Origin of the sequence: Microbacterium sp. RURRCA19A, assembly GCF_900156455.1 — a bacterium.
Taxonomy (GTDB): domain Bacteria; phylum Actinomycetota; class Actinomycetes; order Actinomycetales; family Microbacteriaceae; genus Microbacterium.
The window spans coordinates 1,036,720-1,052,023 of sequence record NZ_FTNQ01000001.1; the positions used below are offsets into that span (position 1 = coordinate 1,036,720).

The window sequence follows — 15,304 nt, forward strand, 5'->3', positions numbered from 1 at the left end:
CTGCAATTCTAGGCCGAGGCGCCCGAGGCCTGGATTCAGCCGATCTGCACCAGGGTTTCGTGGTCGTCGGGGGTCGTGGCATCCGTCGTCTCGTCGTCCAGGACCGCGTCGACGTACATCCGCTCGAGGCCGACGTATCCGCCGTGATAGCTGAGGAACGCGCAGTCGGCGGCGTCGCGGCCGGTCGCGATGCGCACGAGCGAGCGCCGGTCGGACAGGCGCGTCGCGTCGATGACGTACCAGGCGCCGTCGAGGTACGCCTCCGCGACGGCGTGGAAGTCCATGGGCTCGAGTCCGGGCGCGTAGCACGCGGCGTAGCGGGCGGGCATGTCCATCGCCCGCAGGAGCGCGATCACGACGTGGGCGTAGTCGCGGCACACGCCCTGGCCGGTCATGAGGGTCGTGACCGCGCTGTCGGTACCGAGGCTGAGCCCGGGCGTGTAGGTGACGCTGGATGCCACGAAGGTCGAGACCGCCGCGATGAGCTCCGCCCCGGCGAGCCCGCGGAACTGCCGACGCGCTTGGGCGAACACCTCGTCGGACTGGCAGTACCGGCTGGGCCGCAGGTAGGTGATGGTCTCGAGGTCGCTCGTGTGCAGCGTCGGCGACGCCCCGGTGACCACCGCTTCGTACCGCACCGAGAGCGGCCCCTGCTCGCCGGAGAGGCGGTGCAGGCGACTGCCGGACTGGTCGACGATCTCGGTCGGCGTGTACACGCGATCGCCACTCGAGAAGGTCAATTGCTCGCTCGCGAGCGGCACTCCCTGGGCGGCGGTGATCTGGAAGATGAGGTCGACGGAGGACCCCAGATCGAGGTCGAGTTCAGCGGTCACTCGGCGCGGCACCGGGCAATCCTCGCACGGCGACGGAGGGGTGGGACGCGGCTCGCTCATCCGTCTTTCTTGCCCGGTCCGCCGGGGGTCGTGGTCGAGTCGCTCTTGCCCTTGCCGCCGTTGCCCTTGCCGGAGTTCCCCGACCCCTTGTCATCGGGCTCGGCAGGGTTCTGAGGCTCGTCGGGAACGGTTCCGTCGTCGCCCACCGCGCTCTGCGTCGGCGCGGGGGTGAACTCGGGCACCGGCTCCGGGCTCGGTGCGAGAGAGGCGAGGTCGGCTCGGACGGTCGCGATGCGGGACAGGATCGCCTCCGCTTCGGCCGACGTGATCGCGCCGGCGTCGCGCTGCGCGGTGACGTCGGCCTCGAGCTGGTCCAGCGTCGCCGTCGCGGACGCATAGTCCCCATCCGACGCCTCGCTCGCCAGGTTCTGCACGACACCCTGCCAGGCGGTCGGCGCGGCGGCCTGCGGGGTGCACCCCGCGAGCGCCAGCCCGGCGGTCAACGCGAGAACGGGGACCAGACCTCGATGGCGCCTCACTGGCCCACTTCCTTCCACAGGTCGTCGACGTGCTGGTCCAGCGGGGCCGGGAGCGATGGCAGCGACGGGTCGGACGACGGAGCCGCGGCGGTGACCCCGACCGCCGCAGCGACGCCACCGACGACGAGGACGGCCGCGAGCACCGAGGCCGCGATGACCGCGCGACGGCCGAGGGTACGCTGCGGCGGTGCCTCCGCGGGAGCGAGCACGCGCGTGCGGGTGAGTTCGTCGGGCGCGGGCCCCGCGATGAGCGCCGTCGCACCGAGCGGAGCGGCCGGCGCGGACTCCCCGGGGAGGGAGCGGAACTCGGCGCCGAGCTCCGCCGCATCCGGTCTCTCCGCCGGGTCGATCGCGGTCATGCGCGACAGGAGGGAACGCCAGTGCCCGGGCAGGTCGTCGGGGATGTCCGGAGGCGACACCAGCCGGGCCGCGAGCGCCTCGTGCGGTGTGCGGCCGCCGAACGGGCGCCTCCCGGTGAGGGCCTCGAGCAGCACGAGCCCGAGGGAGTAAACATCGCTCGCCGGGGCGGCCGGCATCCCGCGCGCCTGTTCCGGACTGAGGTACGCGGCGGTTCCGATGACGGTGTCCGCCCGCGTCACGCGCGTGGCGCCGACGAGCGCGGCGATCCCGAAGTCGGCCAATGTCGCCCGCGCCCGTTCCCCCGCGTGGGCGGGCGGGCGCAGGAGGATGTTCGACGGCTTGACGTCGCGGTGCACGATGCCGCGGGAGTGGACCACCGATAGGGCTTCCGCGATCTCGCGGCCGTATCGCGCGACGTCGGCGGTCGCGATCGGACCGCGTTCGATCAGATCGGTCAGCGTGGGTCCGGCGATGAGCTCCATCGCGAGATACGTGGGTGTCGACGACAGGCGCGCGTCGTAGAGGGTCACCAGCGACGGATGCGACAGCGAGGCGAGGAGCCGGATCTCGGACCGCACGCGCGCGGCATCCGACGGATCCGCGCCGTCACCGGTCATCACCTTGAGCGCGACGGTGCGTCCGAGCGACGTGTCCACGGCTTCATAGACGCGCGCGTATCCGCCGGTGCCCAGCACCCGGCCGAGTCGGTAGCGCCCGTCGAAGAGGCCGTCGGTGGCGGGGTCGGCCGGTTGCGTCGTGTCGGTGTCGGTCATGCGTGTCCTCAGGGGTCGAACGCCCCCCGCGGAAATGTCAGACGAGGTCGTCGTTCGAGGACCGCGTGGTCGAGCGGGTGACCTGCGCGCCACCGACGCCCTCGGTGCGGGTCACGGTGTCGGTCTGCCGACGTCGGACGAGAAGCACCAGACCGATGAGGAAGACGACCACACCCGCGCCCATCATGATGTAGCCGATGGTCGTCAGGTCGACGTAGTCGTTCGGAAGATCCACGGCGAACGCGAGGATGGCGCCGATGACGATCAGCGCGATTCCGGCTCCGATGCTCATGACAGTCCTTTCGGGAGGGTGACGTCAGGATGCCACTCCCCCTCCGAACCGGCGGGAGGTCTTGACAACGCGGGGGCGACCGTCGCGGCGATCGGTTCGCCTCTCACCCACGGGCGGACGACGAAGGCTCCGACCCTCGCGGACGAGTGATCGGAGCCTTGCGGTGGTGCCCCCGACAGGAATCGAACCTGCGACCTTTGGTACCGGAAACCAACGCTCTATCCCCTGAGCTACGGAGGCGGACCGGTCAAGGTTAGCATCGCGCGGGATGCGCCCCCGACCGGTGAGGCGGGGTCATTCGTCGCCGATGACCCCGATGCCGGTGGCCTGGTGGTCGGCGTTCGGGTCGTCCCCGGAGGGCGCTTTCGACTGCTCGTCGACGTCGTTGGTCTGGCTGGGCGCCACCGTCTGATCGTCGCCGAGGTTCTCGGCGTCGTCGGCGGGGGCGTTGTCCTGCGGATCGCTCATGGTCGGTCCCTTCGCTTGCGAGTGCCCAGCTTCTCAGCGCCGCAGCGGGCGCCGGAGAGGCTTGACGGCGGACGCTTCAGCGCGTTCGCGCCAGCCACCGGCGCACGCGGGCCGCCGGCGGTCGCGTGAGGGAGATCGTGCGGCCGTGCGTCGTGACGACCCGTCGGTCACCGTCCACCACCGCCTCGCCGCGGACATACGCCGCCCCGACGGCGACATATGTCCCCAGCAGCATCACCGCCTCGTCGCGTGTGGAGGTCGCATCGTCGAGACGCGCGCGGTGCCCGGACTCCACGCGGACCGAGAACCACCGGGTGCCCGGGGTCGAGACCACCGCCCACCGGTCCCCCGCCGACAACCGCAGGAACGCGTCGCCGTCGGCGAGCCCGGTCTCGGCCGACAGGTCGGAATACTCCTCGATCAGCTGCTCGAGCACAGCGAGAGCCTCGGCGGCGGTGACGAAATCGGCCCGCCCCGCACTGAGGCCACCCCACTCGAACTTGCGGTCGCGGGTCATGGCATCCCCGGGAAGGCGGCGGTCATCGGCATGACGCGAGCGTAACGTCCGCCGCTCGGTGCGGGGCACTTCGGCCGAAGCAGCGCTGCCCCTACGATGAGCGGCATGCTCACCTCGTCGCCGAACACCATCTACGACCAGACGTCGATCTTCGCGCTGAACTCGACCACGTCGCTCATCGGCCTCGCCGTGTACGTGCTGAGCGTGATCGCACTGTGGCGCGTCTTCTCGAAGGCCGGGTACCCCGGCTGGCTCGCGATCATCCCGATCGTGAACACGATCTTCCTCGTCAAGGTCGCGGCGTACTCCGGCTGGATGACGCTGCTCTACCTCATCCCCATCGTCGGCTTCATCTTCCACATCATCGTCTCGATCCGCGTGGGCCGGGCGTTCGGCCACGGCTGGTTCTTCTCCCTGATCCTGCTCGCGTGGATCTGGTTCGTCGGCTACCTGATCGTCGGGTTCAGCCGCGACGAGTACCGCCCCGAGCGCATCTGACCCGCGGCCCTCACCCGGCGGTCGCCGCCTTCGCGCGCGCCGACGTGCGCAGCCCGGATGCGATGCGGGCCGCCCGGGCGACCGTCAACCCCGGCGCGTAGCAGCGCATGAGGGCGAGCCCGACGGCCGGCAGCTGTGCGGGGTCGGGGTAGACCATCCACATCGGGGCGAACTCCGGCTGGAACTTCTTCTTGAAGTTCGCCAGCGACCGGAAGCCGTACGCGGGCTCCAACAGGATGCTGAGCTGACGGAGGAAGCGCTCCACGGCATCCGGTTCGGCATCCGCCTCGTCCCGGTGGCACGCGAGGGGCGAGCCGGACAGGCTCATCACCGTGCAGCCCTCGGCGCGCAGCTGCTCGACGACGGCGCCGATCACGAATTCCATGACGCCGTTCATCGCGTCGTGCCGGCGGCGCATCACGTCCAGGGCGTATCCGTGCACCGAGGATGCCGCGTACACCGGGATCCAGCTCGTCACCGCCACCACCCGGTCCTGCGCGTCGCGCGCGAGCATCAGCCGCACGGCGGGGTCGGTCACCTGCTCCACGCCCCCGAGCGTGAACTCCATCTCGGGGATCGTCTTGTCGGCGACCCAGGCCTCGGAGATCTCGCGGATCTGCGCGCGGTCGCGGAACGACAGCTCCGCCCACCGGGTCCACACCGCCCGCACGCCCTCGCGTGCCGCGCGGTGGGTGGCCGTGCGCACGTCCTGACGCTTCTTGCCCGCGGGGGTCCACGTCGCGGGCTCGAGGCGCGCCTCCTCCGCGACCTGCGTCCTCCTCCACCCGAGGTGGTCGAGGGTGGCGCTCTCGGCATCGTCGACGCTGTAGAACACCGGCGTCCAGCCCCGTTCGCCGCAGAAGTCCACGAACGCCCGGGCGACCCGCGGGTCGGTGCGATCGCGTCCGAAAGGTCCACCGAGGGTGACGGCGATGCGACCGCGGACACGGTAGGCGATCGCGGCGTCGACGTCGGGGGCGAACCAGTAGGCGTTGCCGGTCCACGTCGTCATGAACGACAGGGTTCCGCCGCCGCCCCGCTCCAGCACCACGCGCGCCCGCGAACGATCTCCGGAATGCGCCGCCGCGCCCGGGCTGAGGACGAACCGCACCGACGCGAAGACGCACACGGCCCAGAAGACCGTGGACGGCAGGTACCACAGCGCCTGCGCCCATCCGGTCATCGGGACGAAGGCGATCGACTCGGCCGGCAGGAGCGACGGCGGAAGAAGCCGCAGCACGGTGGCCCGGAGGATCGCCGCGGGCCCCGGCTCCGGTGCGAAGTGGTGCGAGAACGCCATCGTGCCGACGAGCGCCGTGACGAACATGCCGACCCCGGCGAGACCCACCGTGCCCAGGAACAACGACCGCGCGCCGGGAGCGGATCCGATCCGCGCGGCGCGGCGGAAGACGAAGAGCGTGACGGCGACCGCGAGCGGCACGCAGGCCCCCACCGCCACACCGACGAGGATCTGCCACGACGCCGACGCGGCATCCGCGTCACGAGTGATCGCCAGCGTCGCCAGAGTGTCGGGTTCCGTGACGGCGAAGACGTACATCATCCCGACGAACACCAGCAGGTTCACCGTGATCGCGATGCCGAGTGCGCCGCGGCGCCCGCGCAGGATGCCCCAGGATGCCACGAGCAGCACGGCCAACGGGAGTGCGGCGATCCAGCCCGCGTTCGCCTGCAGCGGCCCGATCGACCATCCGCCGGCCGGGCATCCGAGGAACGCGGACCCTGCGACGCAGACCTGTCCGTCCGCCACCGTGAGCGGATCCCAGGACAGCCACCCGTACACCGAGAGCAGCCCCGCGCCGCTGCCCCACAGCGTCGCCACCACCGGACCCACCGCCGTCACGGCGGTCAGGGCCGCCAGCAGGACGCGGGTCTCGTGGTGCGAGCTCCGGTGGACGCGCAGCGTGACCGGGCGACCGCCGAGAAGGAGCCCGAGCGCGAGTCCGATCGGCAGTGCGATGAGAGTGTAGAGGTCGCTCGCCGACGCGGAGTACAGGAACAGCGTGAGGGCGATCGCCGCGCTCGCCCACCGCACGCGTCGGCGCCACAGCGCGCCGACGAAGCCGCTCGCGGTCATCGCGACGACCAGCAGTGCGGCGATGGGAGGCGCCCCCGTGAACACGTCGGAGTTCAGGGGGAGGCGGGGAAGGAACACGCTCTCGACGGCGCCGATCACCAACCCGGCCACGGACGTTGCGAGTCCGCCGCCGATGAACGCCACGAGCAGACGGCCGGAGCCCAGGACGCGCTCGGCGAGACCCCCGCCGACGAGGATCGCGAGGAGCACGATCGGCAGCAGCATCGGCTGATCGACCGTGAACAGACTTCGCACCAGCTCACGGACATCGAAGGGTCCGTCGCCCACGAGGACGCTGCCGCGGAACTGCGCGAGGCTGACCAGCAGCACGACGGCGGCGAGCGCGATGCTGGCCCGTGGCATCCGGACGGTCCGTCGCACGGAGGACGACGCGGCGACGCGCTCCGGAGCGCGGGGCGGGGCGGGCGCGTCTCCAACGGGCGGGGGCGAGACGACGGCGGTCGGCGGCATGGGGCTCCGATCGGGTGAATGTCGATCGTGGAGAACGATCCGACGATTCATCGTCTCCTCGCCGCCGGGCGGACGTCATCCACCCCGAGGTGTATCCGCCCCCGCTGAGCGGCGGGGGCCTGTCGACGGGCGGCTCAGGAGGAGCGGAACACCTGCACGCTGCGGGGATCATCGGTCGCGGCAGCGATGAGCGCGACGACGCCGAGGCCGAGGGTCGGGGCGAGATAGCCGATCCACCCGATCACTCCGACGGCCGCGATGACCCCCTGGTCGGCGCCCGCGGCACCGAGGGCGACCCAGACGACCTGGACGAGCACCGCGCAGCCCACGCTGATCGCCAGCGCCCAGAGAGGGACCCGCCGCCATCGCGCGGGCACGGCGCCCAGGCGCGCGATCTGCGTCGCTGCGACCGCGCCCGCGGCGATCGACACGGCCGACGCCGTCCAGCTGACCGCGGAGGCCAGCCAGGCGGTGGCGGGTTCGGACGACACGACCTGCACCGGGGTGAGCGTGTAGGTCAGATTCACGATCAGCGGCGCGAGGGCCAGCACGACCAGGGCGGTGAGGCCCAGGGGGCGTCGCGCCACGACGCTGCCGGCTCGATTGAGGCCGACGGCGAACATCAGGATGCCGACTGCCCAGAGCCCGTCGATCAGGATCTGGGCGACCACGGGCGAACCCACCGTGCGCGCTCCACCGAGTCCGATGACACCGCACACCCCGAGCAGGATGCCCCCGACGCGCCACGTCGCGCTCCGCTTCCCCATGCGCTCCACCCTACGTGGAGCGCCGACGGCTCTCGAGAAGCGTCACGCCTGAGTGGGCTGGTCGAAGTCCCAGTCCATCGGCTCGTCGTCGTCCGAGGAGATCGGCTCGACGGCCCTCAGGCTCGAGCGCGGGAAGAGGCGGTGGTTGCGGAGGTCCTCCGACCACGCAGCGAAGTCGGGCTCCTCGCCCGTCCACTCCACGGGCGCGGACAAGACGTCGTTGCCGACGCCGATGACGAGTTCGGCCTGCCCGACCTTCTTGTCCTCGGTGACGATCGGAATGGACACCGCCTCGGCCTGCCCCTCCTTGGCCACCGCGGCGGTCAGCTCCACGAGCGACGACGCGACGTCGTCGGTGGTGATCACGGTCTCTCCGGCGTAGGTGACACATCTCATGTGCTCCAGCGTGGTCGCCGCCGGCGAGACCCGGTGGCGGGTTGCGCGTGAGGCGGGCGGTGGGATACGCGCGGGTCAGTCGCGCCGCTGCGCGGAACGGAACATCGCGGCATCCAGTTCGAACCACACCGCGCGCACGGTGTCGAACTCGGCGAACCGCTCGGGAGCCGGTTCGTCGAGGCTGAGGCGGTATCCGCGTGGGAGGTCGTCCACGTGCTGTCCGTCGCGCGGTCCGCCGACGAGCACGTAGATCACGGTGAGGCTGACGGGCCGGCGTCCACGGCGACGCCGTCCACCGCGTCGCTCATCCGGTGCAGGAACCTCACCACGACCTCGGACTCTTCCGCCGACATGTCGATGACGGCGGCGAGCATGCGGTCGTGCATGTTACCGAGGGTCTGACGCACCTCCGCGTGCGCGCGATCGGTCGCCTGGATGAAGATGCTGCGACGGTCGTCGGGGTTGGCCGTTCGAGTGACGTGTCTCGAGCGCTCGAGACGGTCGAGGATCGCCGTCGTCGATGCGGTGGACAGGCCGAGATAACGGGTCAGCTCGCCCGGCCGCACCTTCCGACCGGGTTCACGGAGCAGATAGCGCAGGACGAGGAGCTCGTTCTCCCCCATCGACATCGACTCGCGGGTGCGCCGACGCATCGCGAGTTCGGCGGCCCGGTAGACGCGGAGGGCTTCGAGCACCGCTTTGCTCCGCACGCGGCGGTCGGCGGGTTCGTCTCCGTACCAATAGGTGCCCGAGTCGCGGTCTCCGCCAGGAGAGAGGCTCTGCGACACCGCACGCATGTCCGTCATGGTGTACGCCCCTTGCTGTCGATCTCGGAATCATACAACGAAACAAATAGTTCGACAAACTAGTTACTAACCGAGTATGTTCATCAAGCAGCTAACACGACGAAGGGAGTTCCTCATGGGCCACCTCTACTACGGCACCACGCCCGAGCCCGTCCGCATCCCCGATCGCCTTCTCTCGCACCTCAAGGTGGTCGTTGCGACCAAACTCCGTCGCGGCGAGAGCTTCACCGTGAGCTGGACCCACGTCGACGGCACCCCCGGCCGCTCCACCCTGTGGCTGCAGCCCGCGATTCCGTTGCGCTTCGTCTTCGACAGCGCGGAACCCGAGCAGCTGGATGCCCGAGCTCTGAAGGACATGGCCGACATGGCCAACTCCTCCGCCGGTCTCGTCATCGCGCTCGATGCGGAGATCCCCGCGTCCGCGGTCGCGGCTCGCACCCCGGCCCCTGCCCCCGCTGCGCGCCGTCCTGCGATGCGAACGGCGGCGTGACCATGCCATCGTCGACGACCGCGGCCATCGGGCCGCTCACCGGCGTGCGGGTCCTCTGGGCCAAGGTCGACTCCGGATTCTGGGTCGCCCACCGGGGCGGCGAGTACTACGGGTGCGTGGACAGCGTGTCCGGCGGGTTCGTCTCGCGGGACGCCCACGGCGTCCCCATCGGCCGCTACGACGCGCTCGAGAGCGCCAAAGCCTCCCTGCGATCGACCGCCGATCCGGTCAACACGGCGCGGCGGGTCCGCGCCGAACACGCAACGGTCGTGCTCGCCACCGCGGCCGGCACCGCCGCCCTCGCCTTCGCCCTCACCGCCGGCGCGCTCGCGCCCTACCTGTGAGCGCCGTGCCGATCGTCGAACTCCGCGACGAGGCCGACGACGTGGAGGATGCCGCTCGGGCCGAGTTCGTGGAACGTTACGGCGTCCACCCCATCTGACGTCGGGCGGGGAGGTGGAGCGCACGACGCATCTGCGACCACCCCCTGGACTTCGCTCTCGGGGTGTGACAGCGTCGCCCGGATCGCCGACCTCCGGCGCTCACGAAGGGGGCCTCCCATGGCTGATCCCACCGCACCCGATCGTCCCGACGACGATTCTCCCGACACCTCGTCCTCCGGGGCGGAATCGCCCGAGGAAGGGGCCGCGGCTCAGCACGATGCCGACGAGGCGGCCGACACCGATTCCTCCCCCACGGGCAAGATCGACTGAGTCGTCACCGCGACGCGTTCCCCGCCCCAGGTTCCGCCGCGTGGGCCCGCGGGCCGATCAGATCGCCGCGATCTGGTCGGGACGCGGGGCGAGGTCGGGGCGCAGACGGGTTCCGAACTCGCGACGCAACACGCTGAGCGCCGCCTGCCAGCCGGCGAGGCCGTGCACACCGGGGCCGGGGCTCGTCGAGGACGAGCAGAGGTAGATGCCGGGGATCGGGGTGCGCCACGGTTCGGGGCTGTACACCGGTCGCCCGATCAACTGCGGAAGCGACGGCGCGCCCGCCGAGATGTCGCCGCCGGGGAAATTGGGGTTCCACCCCGCGATGTCGACCGCAGTCCGAGACGACGTCGCCAGGATGGTGTCGCGGAAGCCGGGCGCGAAGCGTTCGATCTGGGCGACCACCGCCGCCTCTCGGTCGGCGCGGCTCCCCGCCGGAACATGGGTGTACGCCCACAGCACGTGTCGCCCCTCGGGAGCACGCGTCGGATCGAACAGCGAGGGCTGCGACACGAGGACATAGGGGGCGTCCGGAAGCTCCCCGCGCACGACCGCGTTCTCCGCGGCGGCGATCTGCGCCCGTGTGCCGCCCACGTGCACCGTTCCCGAGAGAGCGACCTCCGGATCGGCCCACGGCACGGGATCCGACAGGGCGAAGTCGATCTTGGCCACTCCCCCGCCGTAGCGGAACCGCTCGAGCGCGCGGCGGTAGCCTCCCGGCATCCGGTCGCCGACCAGGCCGACCAGAGCGCGCGGCGTGACGTCCAGGAGCACGGCGCGGGCGGCAGGGAGCTGACGGAGGTCGGTGACGTCGACGCCCGTGTGCACGACGCCACCATGAGCGCGCAGGTCAGCTGCCAGCGCGTCGGCGATCGACTGACTGCCCCCGACGGGGATCGGCCATCCTCGTCCGTGCGCGTAGGTGGCCAGCACCAGGCCGGCACCTCCGGCGGCGAGGCTCGGTTGCGCGAGAATCGAATGCGCCGCGACCCCGGTGATCATCGAGGGCGCGACCTCCTCGCGGAACCTCGCGTTCCACCACGGGCCGCCCTGCTCCAACGAGCGGATGCCGAAGTAGAACGCGGCGAGGGGGTCGCCCGGGACGCGGAGCAGGGCGTTGCCGGTGAAGTCGGCCACACCTCGGAGGTGTGCGACGAGCGGCCCCATCAGGCGGGCGTAGGCCGCCCCGTCGCGACCGATCGCCTCCGCCGCGCGGGGCAGGTCGCGGTAGGCGAGACCGGCTCGCCCGCCCTCCAGAGGGTGCGCGAACGAGACCTCCGGAACGACGAACGGCACCCGGCGTTCGAGGCCGAACTCGCGGAAGAACCACGACTCGAGGGCGAGCGGGTGCACCGCGGATCCGAGGTCGTGGCGGAAGCCGGGCAGAGTGAGTTCACCGGTCGAGGCCGCGCCGCCGAGCGACGACTGTCGCTCGTACAGCGCCACCGACAGCCCCGCCCGCGCGAGGGTGACCGCCGCCGCGAGACCGTTGGGTCCCGATCCGACGACGATCGCGTCATATCGCTCGGTCATCGCTGGACCGGTTCCTTCTCTGCGGTGGACGCGCGGCCGATGGCGGCTGCTCCCCCGCCGGGCCCCGGGGCGCCGCCCTCGGCGAGGTACGCCAGCCGGTGCAGGGTCTCGGCATTGCGCCACCGTGTGATCGCGTCGAACACCACGTCGGGGAGGAAAGTGGTCGGCCCGGTCACGGGCTCCTCCTGGAGCCGGACGACGCACGCCTGACCTCGCGGCTTGACATCGATGGTGACGCGCGCGATGCCGATCGGACCGCCGTGCGGTTCGAGCACCGCGTGGCGCGGCGGATCCCATACGCGCATCACCGTGGTGTCGTCGACGAGAGCGGGCCACGACCCGAACGAGTGGTGCAACTCCGCCCCCTCGCGCGGCCATTCCTCGGCCACGTCGCGCATGCGGGACGCCCCGACCACCCAGAGCGGATACAGCCACCCGTTCGCGAGCACGCGGAAGACGTCCTCGGGTGTGCAGTGCAGAAGTCGCACGTTGCGAGCCATCGGGGAGCACCTCCTCGTCGTCGGCGGGGAGGTTTCGGCCGGGGGCCCGGACTCCCGACCGGATGCCGACAACGCTACGGGTCGGTGCACCCGCCGGTCACGAAGGTTGCGCGGGCGCATCGAGACCGTTAGGCGCACCGGGTCGTGGCCGATCAGGCGGCGACGTCCGCGGGAGCACCACCCAGGCGCGCGTTCCGCCGTCCGGAGACTCGTCGAGACCGATGTGACCCCCGTGTGCGTGCGCGATGCGCCGACAGGTCGCCAATCCGATACCGAGTCCCTGCACATCGGCGTCATGGCCCCGCTGCATCGGCTCGAACATGCGATCCCGCAGCTCCGCATCGACCGGGCGGCCGTTGTCGTCCACCGTCAGACGCCATCCGTCCGGAAGTTCGCGCACGGTCACCGAGACGCGCGGCACACGCCCCGCGGCGACGGTGAACTTCACCGCGTTGGCGATGAGATTCTGCAGGAGGACGCGCAGGAGAGTGTCGTCGGCGCGGACGAGCATCGACGCGTCCACCACTACCTCGGCGCCCGCGCCCACCACGGCGCCGTCCAGGTCCTCCAGCACCTCGTCCACGATCTCGCCGACGTCCACGCGACTGAAGTGCGGTCGCGCTCCCCCCATGCGCGCGAAATCGAGCAGGTCCGTCACCATCGAGGTCATCCGCGACGCGGCGGCCTCGGCACGGGCAAGCGACCGCGACGCCCGCGGGGCATCGATCATCTCGGGGCTGTCCGCCGCGAGTTCGAGGAAGCCCGACAGGGCCGTCAGAGGGTTCCTCAGATCGTGGCTCACCTGGGTCGCGAACTGCTCGAGCTGCGTGTTCGACTCCGCGAGGTCGCGGCTCACGCGCCGGAGCTCGAGGACATCGATGACCTGGTGCGCGAGCAGGTCGAGGGCGTGAGCCGTGGCATCCGTCAGCTCGCCGACCTCGTCGTCGAAGACGCACAGAGTGCCGATCGCGACGCCCGAGGGCGTGATGAGAGGGCTGGACGCGTAGAAGCGCACCGAGGCGACCACCCCCGTGACGAACGCGTTGTCGCGGAACCGCGGGTCCTCGCGCGCGTCGGGGACGACCACGCGGCCCGGCTCGACGAGCACCGCGGCGCACATCGAATCCTCGATGGAGCACGAGGCCGCCCGCACGCCGACGGCGGCGACCTGGTGCTGCGCACGGTCGTCGATGATGTTGATGACGGCGGTGGACACGCCGCAGATGGTCGCCGCCAGCTCGACCAGTCCCTGGAGATCAGGTTCGGGCAGCGCCCCGACGATGCGGTACTGATCGATGGCGTCGCGGCGCGTCACCTCGTGAGCTGTGGACACGGCATCCCTTCGCGATCGTCTCCCCGATCGAGACTATCCCGCCGGTCGGACGCTGTCGCCGGAACCCGTCAGGCCCGCGGGACGACGAAGGAGCGAGCACACCGGTGCCCGCCCCTACAGGATGTCCGTCGGATCACGGATTGCCGCGCGTCCACAGCAACAGGATCGCCACCGCCTGCAGGACCACGCATCCGACGAGGATCGCCGTGCGACGGCGGGGCGTCGAGGACAACCGGTCGTCGCCGAGGATGGGGGCCATCGGCATGAGAAGGCGGAACGTGCTCTGCTGCGGGAGGAAGACCGCGAAGATGTACACGCCGTAGCTGAACAGGTACGCCACGACCATGAGGCCGAGTCGGCGGACGGGACGCGACCACAGCAGCGCGGCGAAAGCGACGATCAGCGCGACGACGAGGATGATGCCCACCACACCGAGGTGCGTGCCGGCCTGTCGGAACCACGGGGTGAACGGCGTGAACTCGTCGTTTCCGACGTAGTCGAGCCACCAACCGAGCTCGGTCCGGATGTAGGCGTTCTTGGTGCCGGTGACGTCCTGGGCGATGTGGCTCCACGACAGACCCGCGACCGCGATGGCGAGCCCGGATGCCATGAGGTACGCCCACTCCCGGACGGGGAAGGGGTCGACCCGGCGCCGGAAGAAGCGCACCAGGAACAGGATGCCGAGCGCCAGGCCGAAGGCGAGCACGCCCGGGCGCGTGTACGCCGCGATCACTCCGAGCGGCAGGATCCACAGATACTTCCGCTTGATGGCGAGGAGCATGCCGCTGAAGACCAGGAACATGAACAGGCCCTCGCTGTAGCCGAGGGCGAAGAGGAACGACATCGGCGCGAACGAGAAGAACACGACCGACCACCACGCGGCGCGCGGCCGGGTGACGGTGCGCAGCAGGCGGAACAGCATCCACGTCGCCCCCAGGCTCGCGGCGAGGCTGATCAGGACCGCGACGGGCTGCCAGCCGATTCCCGTCGCGCCCGAGAGCGTGCGCACGAGGAACGGGAAGACCGGGAGGAACGCCCAGTTGTTCGGGAGGATGTCGCCCGACACGTTCATGGGCAGCGACATCGGATAGCCCTGCGCGGCGATCTGGCCGTAGCGATCGGCATCCCACCCGGTGAGGTAGTCGAAGAACGTACCGAGGCGCTCGCTGTCGGGTCCGAAGCCCCAGCGCGCCGCCTTGGCGATCGAGTAGAACCCCCAGAGCAGGCCGAAGTTCACCACGCGGGCGATCGCCCATAGCAGCAGAACGCGGGTGAACGCGCCGCGCTCGATCGGCTCCACGCCCTGCGGCGCGCGCAGGACGTCGTGGCCGTACTGACGGAGTGCCCGTCCGGGACGGGAGTCGAGCAGGCGACGCCCACGCTCGCGCAGCGGCGCCAGACGATCGTCGGTGGGGGCCGGCCGTACCGTGGGGACCAGCTCGCTCGGCGGTGCGCTCACTCGGAACCTTTCACACAGGGAGGAAGTGGGCTGCTGACGACGGTGTCCGGCCCGGACAAGTGCATTCGCCCAGATCGTACCGGATGGATGCCAACGGTCTTCCCGGTTGACATTCAGGAAATGCCCTGGTCAGTGGGTGTCACCGACGATTTTGAGGCCCACCACGCAGCCGACGAGGCCGAGGATCAGCAGGATCTTCACCACCGACACCGTTTCGGCTCCCCCGATCATCGCGACGATCACCGTCAGTGCCGCGCCGATTCCCACCCAGACGGCGTAGGCGGTCCCCGTCGGGATCTCCCGCATCGCCCACGCGAGCCCGCCCATGCTCGCCACGAGCGCGACGGCGAACACGACGCTCGGCCACAGCTTCGTGAAGCCCTCCGAACGGCCGAGGGCCGTGGCCCACACCGCTTCCAGGACGCCCGAGACGGCCAGAACGATCCACGACATGACGACCT

20 protein-coding genes and 1 tRNA gene are annotated in these 15,304 nt (G+C 70.8%); 4 read left to right on the forward strand and 17 right to left on the reverse strand.

Features of this window, described 5'->3' with window-relative positions:
• Positions 1 to 35 precede the first annotated feature (35 nt).
• From BW982_RS05045 to BW982_RS05070, 7 genes are all read right to left on the reverse strand, one after another.
• On the reverse strand, positions 36 to 845 hold the full coding sequence (locus tag BW982_RS05045) for a transglutaminase-like domain-containing protein (RefSeq protein ID WP_076490937.1): 810 nt from the start codon (positions 843 to 845) through the stop codon (positions 36 to 38).
• Positions 846 to 889: 44 nt separating this feature from the next.
• Complete coding sequence (locus BW982_RS05050; RefSeq protein WP_139327315.1) at positions 890 to 1,372, reverse strand: hypothetical protein; 483 nt, start codon at positions 1,370 to 1,372, stop codon at positions 890 to 892.
• Positions 1,369 to 2,505 carry a serine/threonine-protein kinase gene (locus BW982_RS05055; RefSeq protein WP_076490939.1) on the reverse strand — a complete coding sequence of 379 codons (1,137 nt, stop codon included), beginning with the start codon at positions 2,503 to 2,505 and terminating at the stop codon, positions 1,369 to 1,371. The genes BW982_RS05050 and BW982_RS05055 overlap by 4 nt, the downstream gene beginning before the upstream one ends.
• A 37-nt stretch (positions 2,506 to 2,542) precedes the next feature.
• Entirely contained in the window at positions 2,543 to 2,797 is a 255-nt protein-coding gene (locus BW982_RS05060; RefSeq protein ID WP_076490940.1) for a DUF6458 family protein, read from the reverse strand.
• 164 nt (positions 2,798 to 2,961) lie between these two features.
• Positions 2,962 to 3,037: transfer RNA gene (locus BW982_RS05065), tRNA-Arg, on the reverse strand.
• Between the two features lie 54 nt (positions 3,038 to 3,091).
• Positions 3,092 to 3,265 (reverse strand): hypothetical protein, encoded by a 174-nt coding sequence (locus BW982_RS18120; RefSeq protein ID WP_175611028.1) that lies wholly within the window; start codon positions 3,263 to 3,265, stop codon positions 3,092 to 3,094.
• Between the two features lie 76 nt (positions 3,266 to 3,341).
• Positions 3,342 to 3,782 carry a hypothetical protein gene (locus BW982_RS05070; protein ID WP_076490941.1) on the reverse strand — a complete coding sequence of 147 codons (441 nt, stop codon included), beginning with the start codon at positions 3,780 to 3,782 and terminating at the stop codon, positions 3,342 to 3,344.
• Between the two features lie 105 nt (positions 3,783 to 3,887).
• Here BW982_RS05070 and BW982_RS05075 point away from each other — a divergent pair, with 105 nt between their 5' ends.
• Complete coding sequence (locus BW982_RS05075) at positions 3,888 to 4,280, forward strand: DUF5684 domain-containing protein (protein ID WP_175611029.1); 393 nt, start codon at positions 3,888 to 3,890, stop codon at positions 4,278 to 4,280.
• Positions 4,281 to 4,290: 10 nt separating this feature from the next.
• Here the strand turns inward: BW982_RS05075 and BW982_RS05080 are convergent, their stop codons facing one another.
• The 5 genes from BW982_RS05080 to BW982_RS05100 all read right to left on the reverse strand — a co-directional run bounded on the left by BW982_RS05080 (position 4,291) and on the right by BW982_RS05100 (position 8,815).
• Positions 4,291 to 6,738, reverse strand: coding sequence for a bifunctional lysylphosphatidylglycerol flippase/synthetase MprF (locus tag BW982_RS05080; protein ID WP_175611030.1), 2,448 nt, complete (start codon positions 6,736 to 6,738; stop codon positions 4,291 to 4,293).
• A 242-nt stretch (positions 6,739 to 6,980) separates the two neighbouring features.
• Positions 6,981 to 7,613, reverse strand: a complete 633-nt coding sequence (locus tag BW982_RS05085; RefSeq protein ID WP_076490943.1) for a hypothetical protein — start codon at positions 7,611 to 7,613, stop codon at positions 6,981 to 6,983.
• Between the two features lie 42 nt (positions 7,614 to 7,655).
• On the reverse strand, positions 7,656 to 8,009 hold the full coding sequence (locus BW982_RS05090; protein ID WP_076490944.1) for a hypothetical protein: 354 nt from the start codon (positions 8,007 to 8,009) through the stop codon (positions 7,656 to 7,658).
• Positions 8,010 to 8,084: 75 nt separating this feature from the next.
• The gene (locus BW982_RS05095; RefSeq protein ID WP_076490945.1) at positions 8,085 to 8,264 is read right to left on the reverse strand and encodes a hypothetical protein; all 180 of its coding nucleotides are present in this window, start codon (positions 8,262 to 8,264) and stop codon (positions 8,085 to 8,087) included.
• The gene (locus BW982_RS05100; protein ID WP_083696511.1) at positions 8,261 to 8,815 is read right to left on the reverse strand and encodes a MarR family winged helix-turn-helix transcriptional regulator; all 555 of its coding nucleotides are present in this window, start codon (positions 8,813 to 8,815) and stop codon (positions 8,261 to 8,263) included. The genes BW982_RS05095 and BW982_RS05100 overlap by 4 nt, the downstream gene beginning before the upstream one ends.
• A gap of 115 nt (positions 8,816 to 8,930) precedes the next feature.
• Between BW982_RS05100 and BW982_RS05105 the strand changes: the two genes are divergently transcribed.
• The 3 genes from BW982_RS05105 (at position 8,931) to BW982_RS18125 (ending at position 10,018) form a co-directional block, all read left to right on the forward strand.
• Entirely contained in the window at positions 8,931 to 9,305 is a 375-nt protein-coding gene (locus BW982_RS05105; protein ID WP_076490946.1) for a DUF7882 family protein, read from the forward strand.
• Positions 9,306 to 9,307: 2 nt separating this feature from the next.
• Entirely contained in the window at positions 9,308 to 9,649 is a 342-nt protein-coding gene (locus BW982_RS05110; protein WP_076490947.1) for a hypothetical protein, read from the forward strand.
• A 216-nt stretch (positions 9,650 to 9,865) separates the two neighbouring features.
• A complete protein-coding gene (locus BW982_RS18125; protein ID WP_175611031.1) occupies positions 9,866 to 10,018 on the forward strand; it encodes a hypothetical protein in 153 nt (50 codons plus the stop codon).
• 57 nt (positions 10,019 to 10,075) lie between these two features.
• Here the strand turns inward: BW982_RS18125 and BW982_RS05115 are convergent, their stop codons facing one another.
• The 5 genes from BW982_RS05115 to BW982_RS05135 form a co-directional block, all read right to left on the reverse strand.
• Positions 10,076 to 11,551, reverse strand: a complete 1,476-nt coding sequence (locus BW982_RS05115; protein WP_076490948.1) for a phytoene desaturase family protein — start codon at positions 11,549 to 11,551, stop codon at positions 10,076 to 10,078.
• A complete protein-coding gene (locus BW982_RS05120) occupies positions 11,548 to 12,051 on the reverse strand; it encodes an SRPBCC family protein (RefSeq protein ID WP_076490949.1) in 504 nt (167 codons plus the stop codon). Before BW982_RS05120 ends, BW982_RS05115 begins: the two co-directional genes overlap by 4 nt.
• A 97-nt stretch (positions 12,052 to 12,148) precedes the next feature.
• The gene (locus BW982_RS05125) at positions 12,149 to 13,384 is read right to left on the reverse strand and encodes a sensor histidine kinase (protein WP_083696512.1); all 1,236 of its coding nucleotides are present in this window, start codon (positions 13,382 to 13,384) and stop codon (positions 12,149 to 12,151) included.
• A gap of 133 nt (positions 13,385 to 13,517) precedes the next feature.
• A complete protein-coding gene (locus tag BW982_RS05130; RefSeq protein WP_083696513.1) occupies positions 13,518 to 14,843 on the reverse strand; it encodes a hypothetical protein in 1,326 nt (441 codons plus the stop codon).
• A gap of 129 nt (positions 14,844 to 14,972) precedes the next feature.
• Positions 14,973 to 15,296, reverse strand: a complete 324-nt coding sequence (locus tag BW982_RS05135) for a DMT family transporter (RefSeq protein ID WP_076491891.1) — start codon at positions 15,294 to 15,296, stop codon at positions 14,973 to 14,975.
• Positions 15,297 to 15,304: the final 8 nt, after the last annotated feature.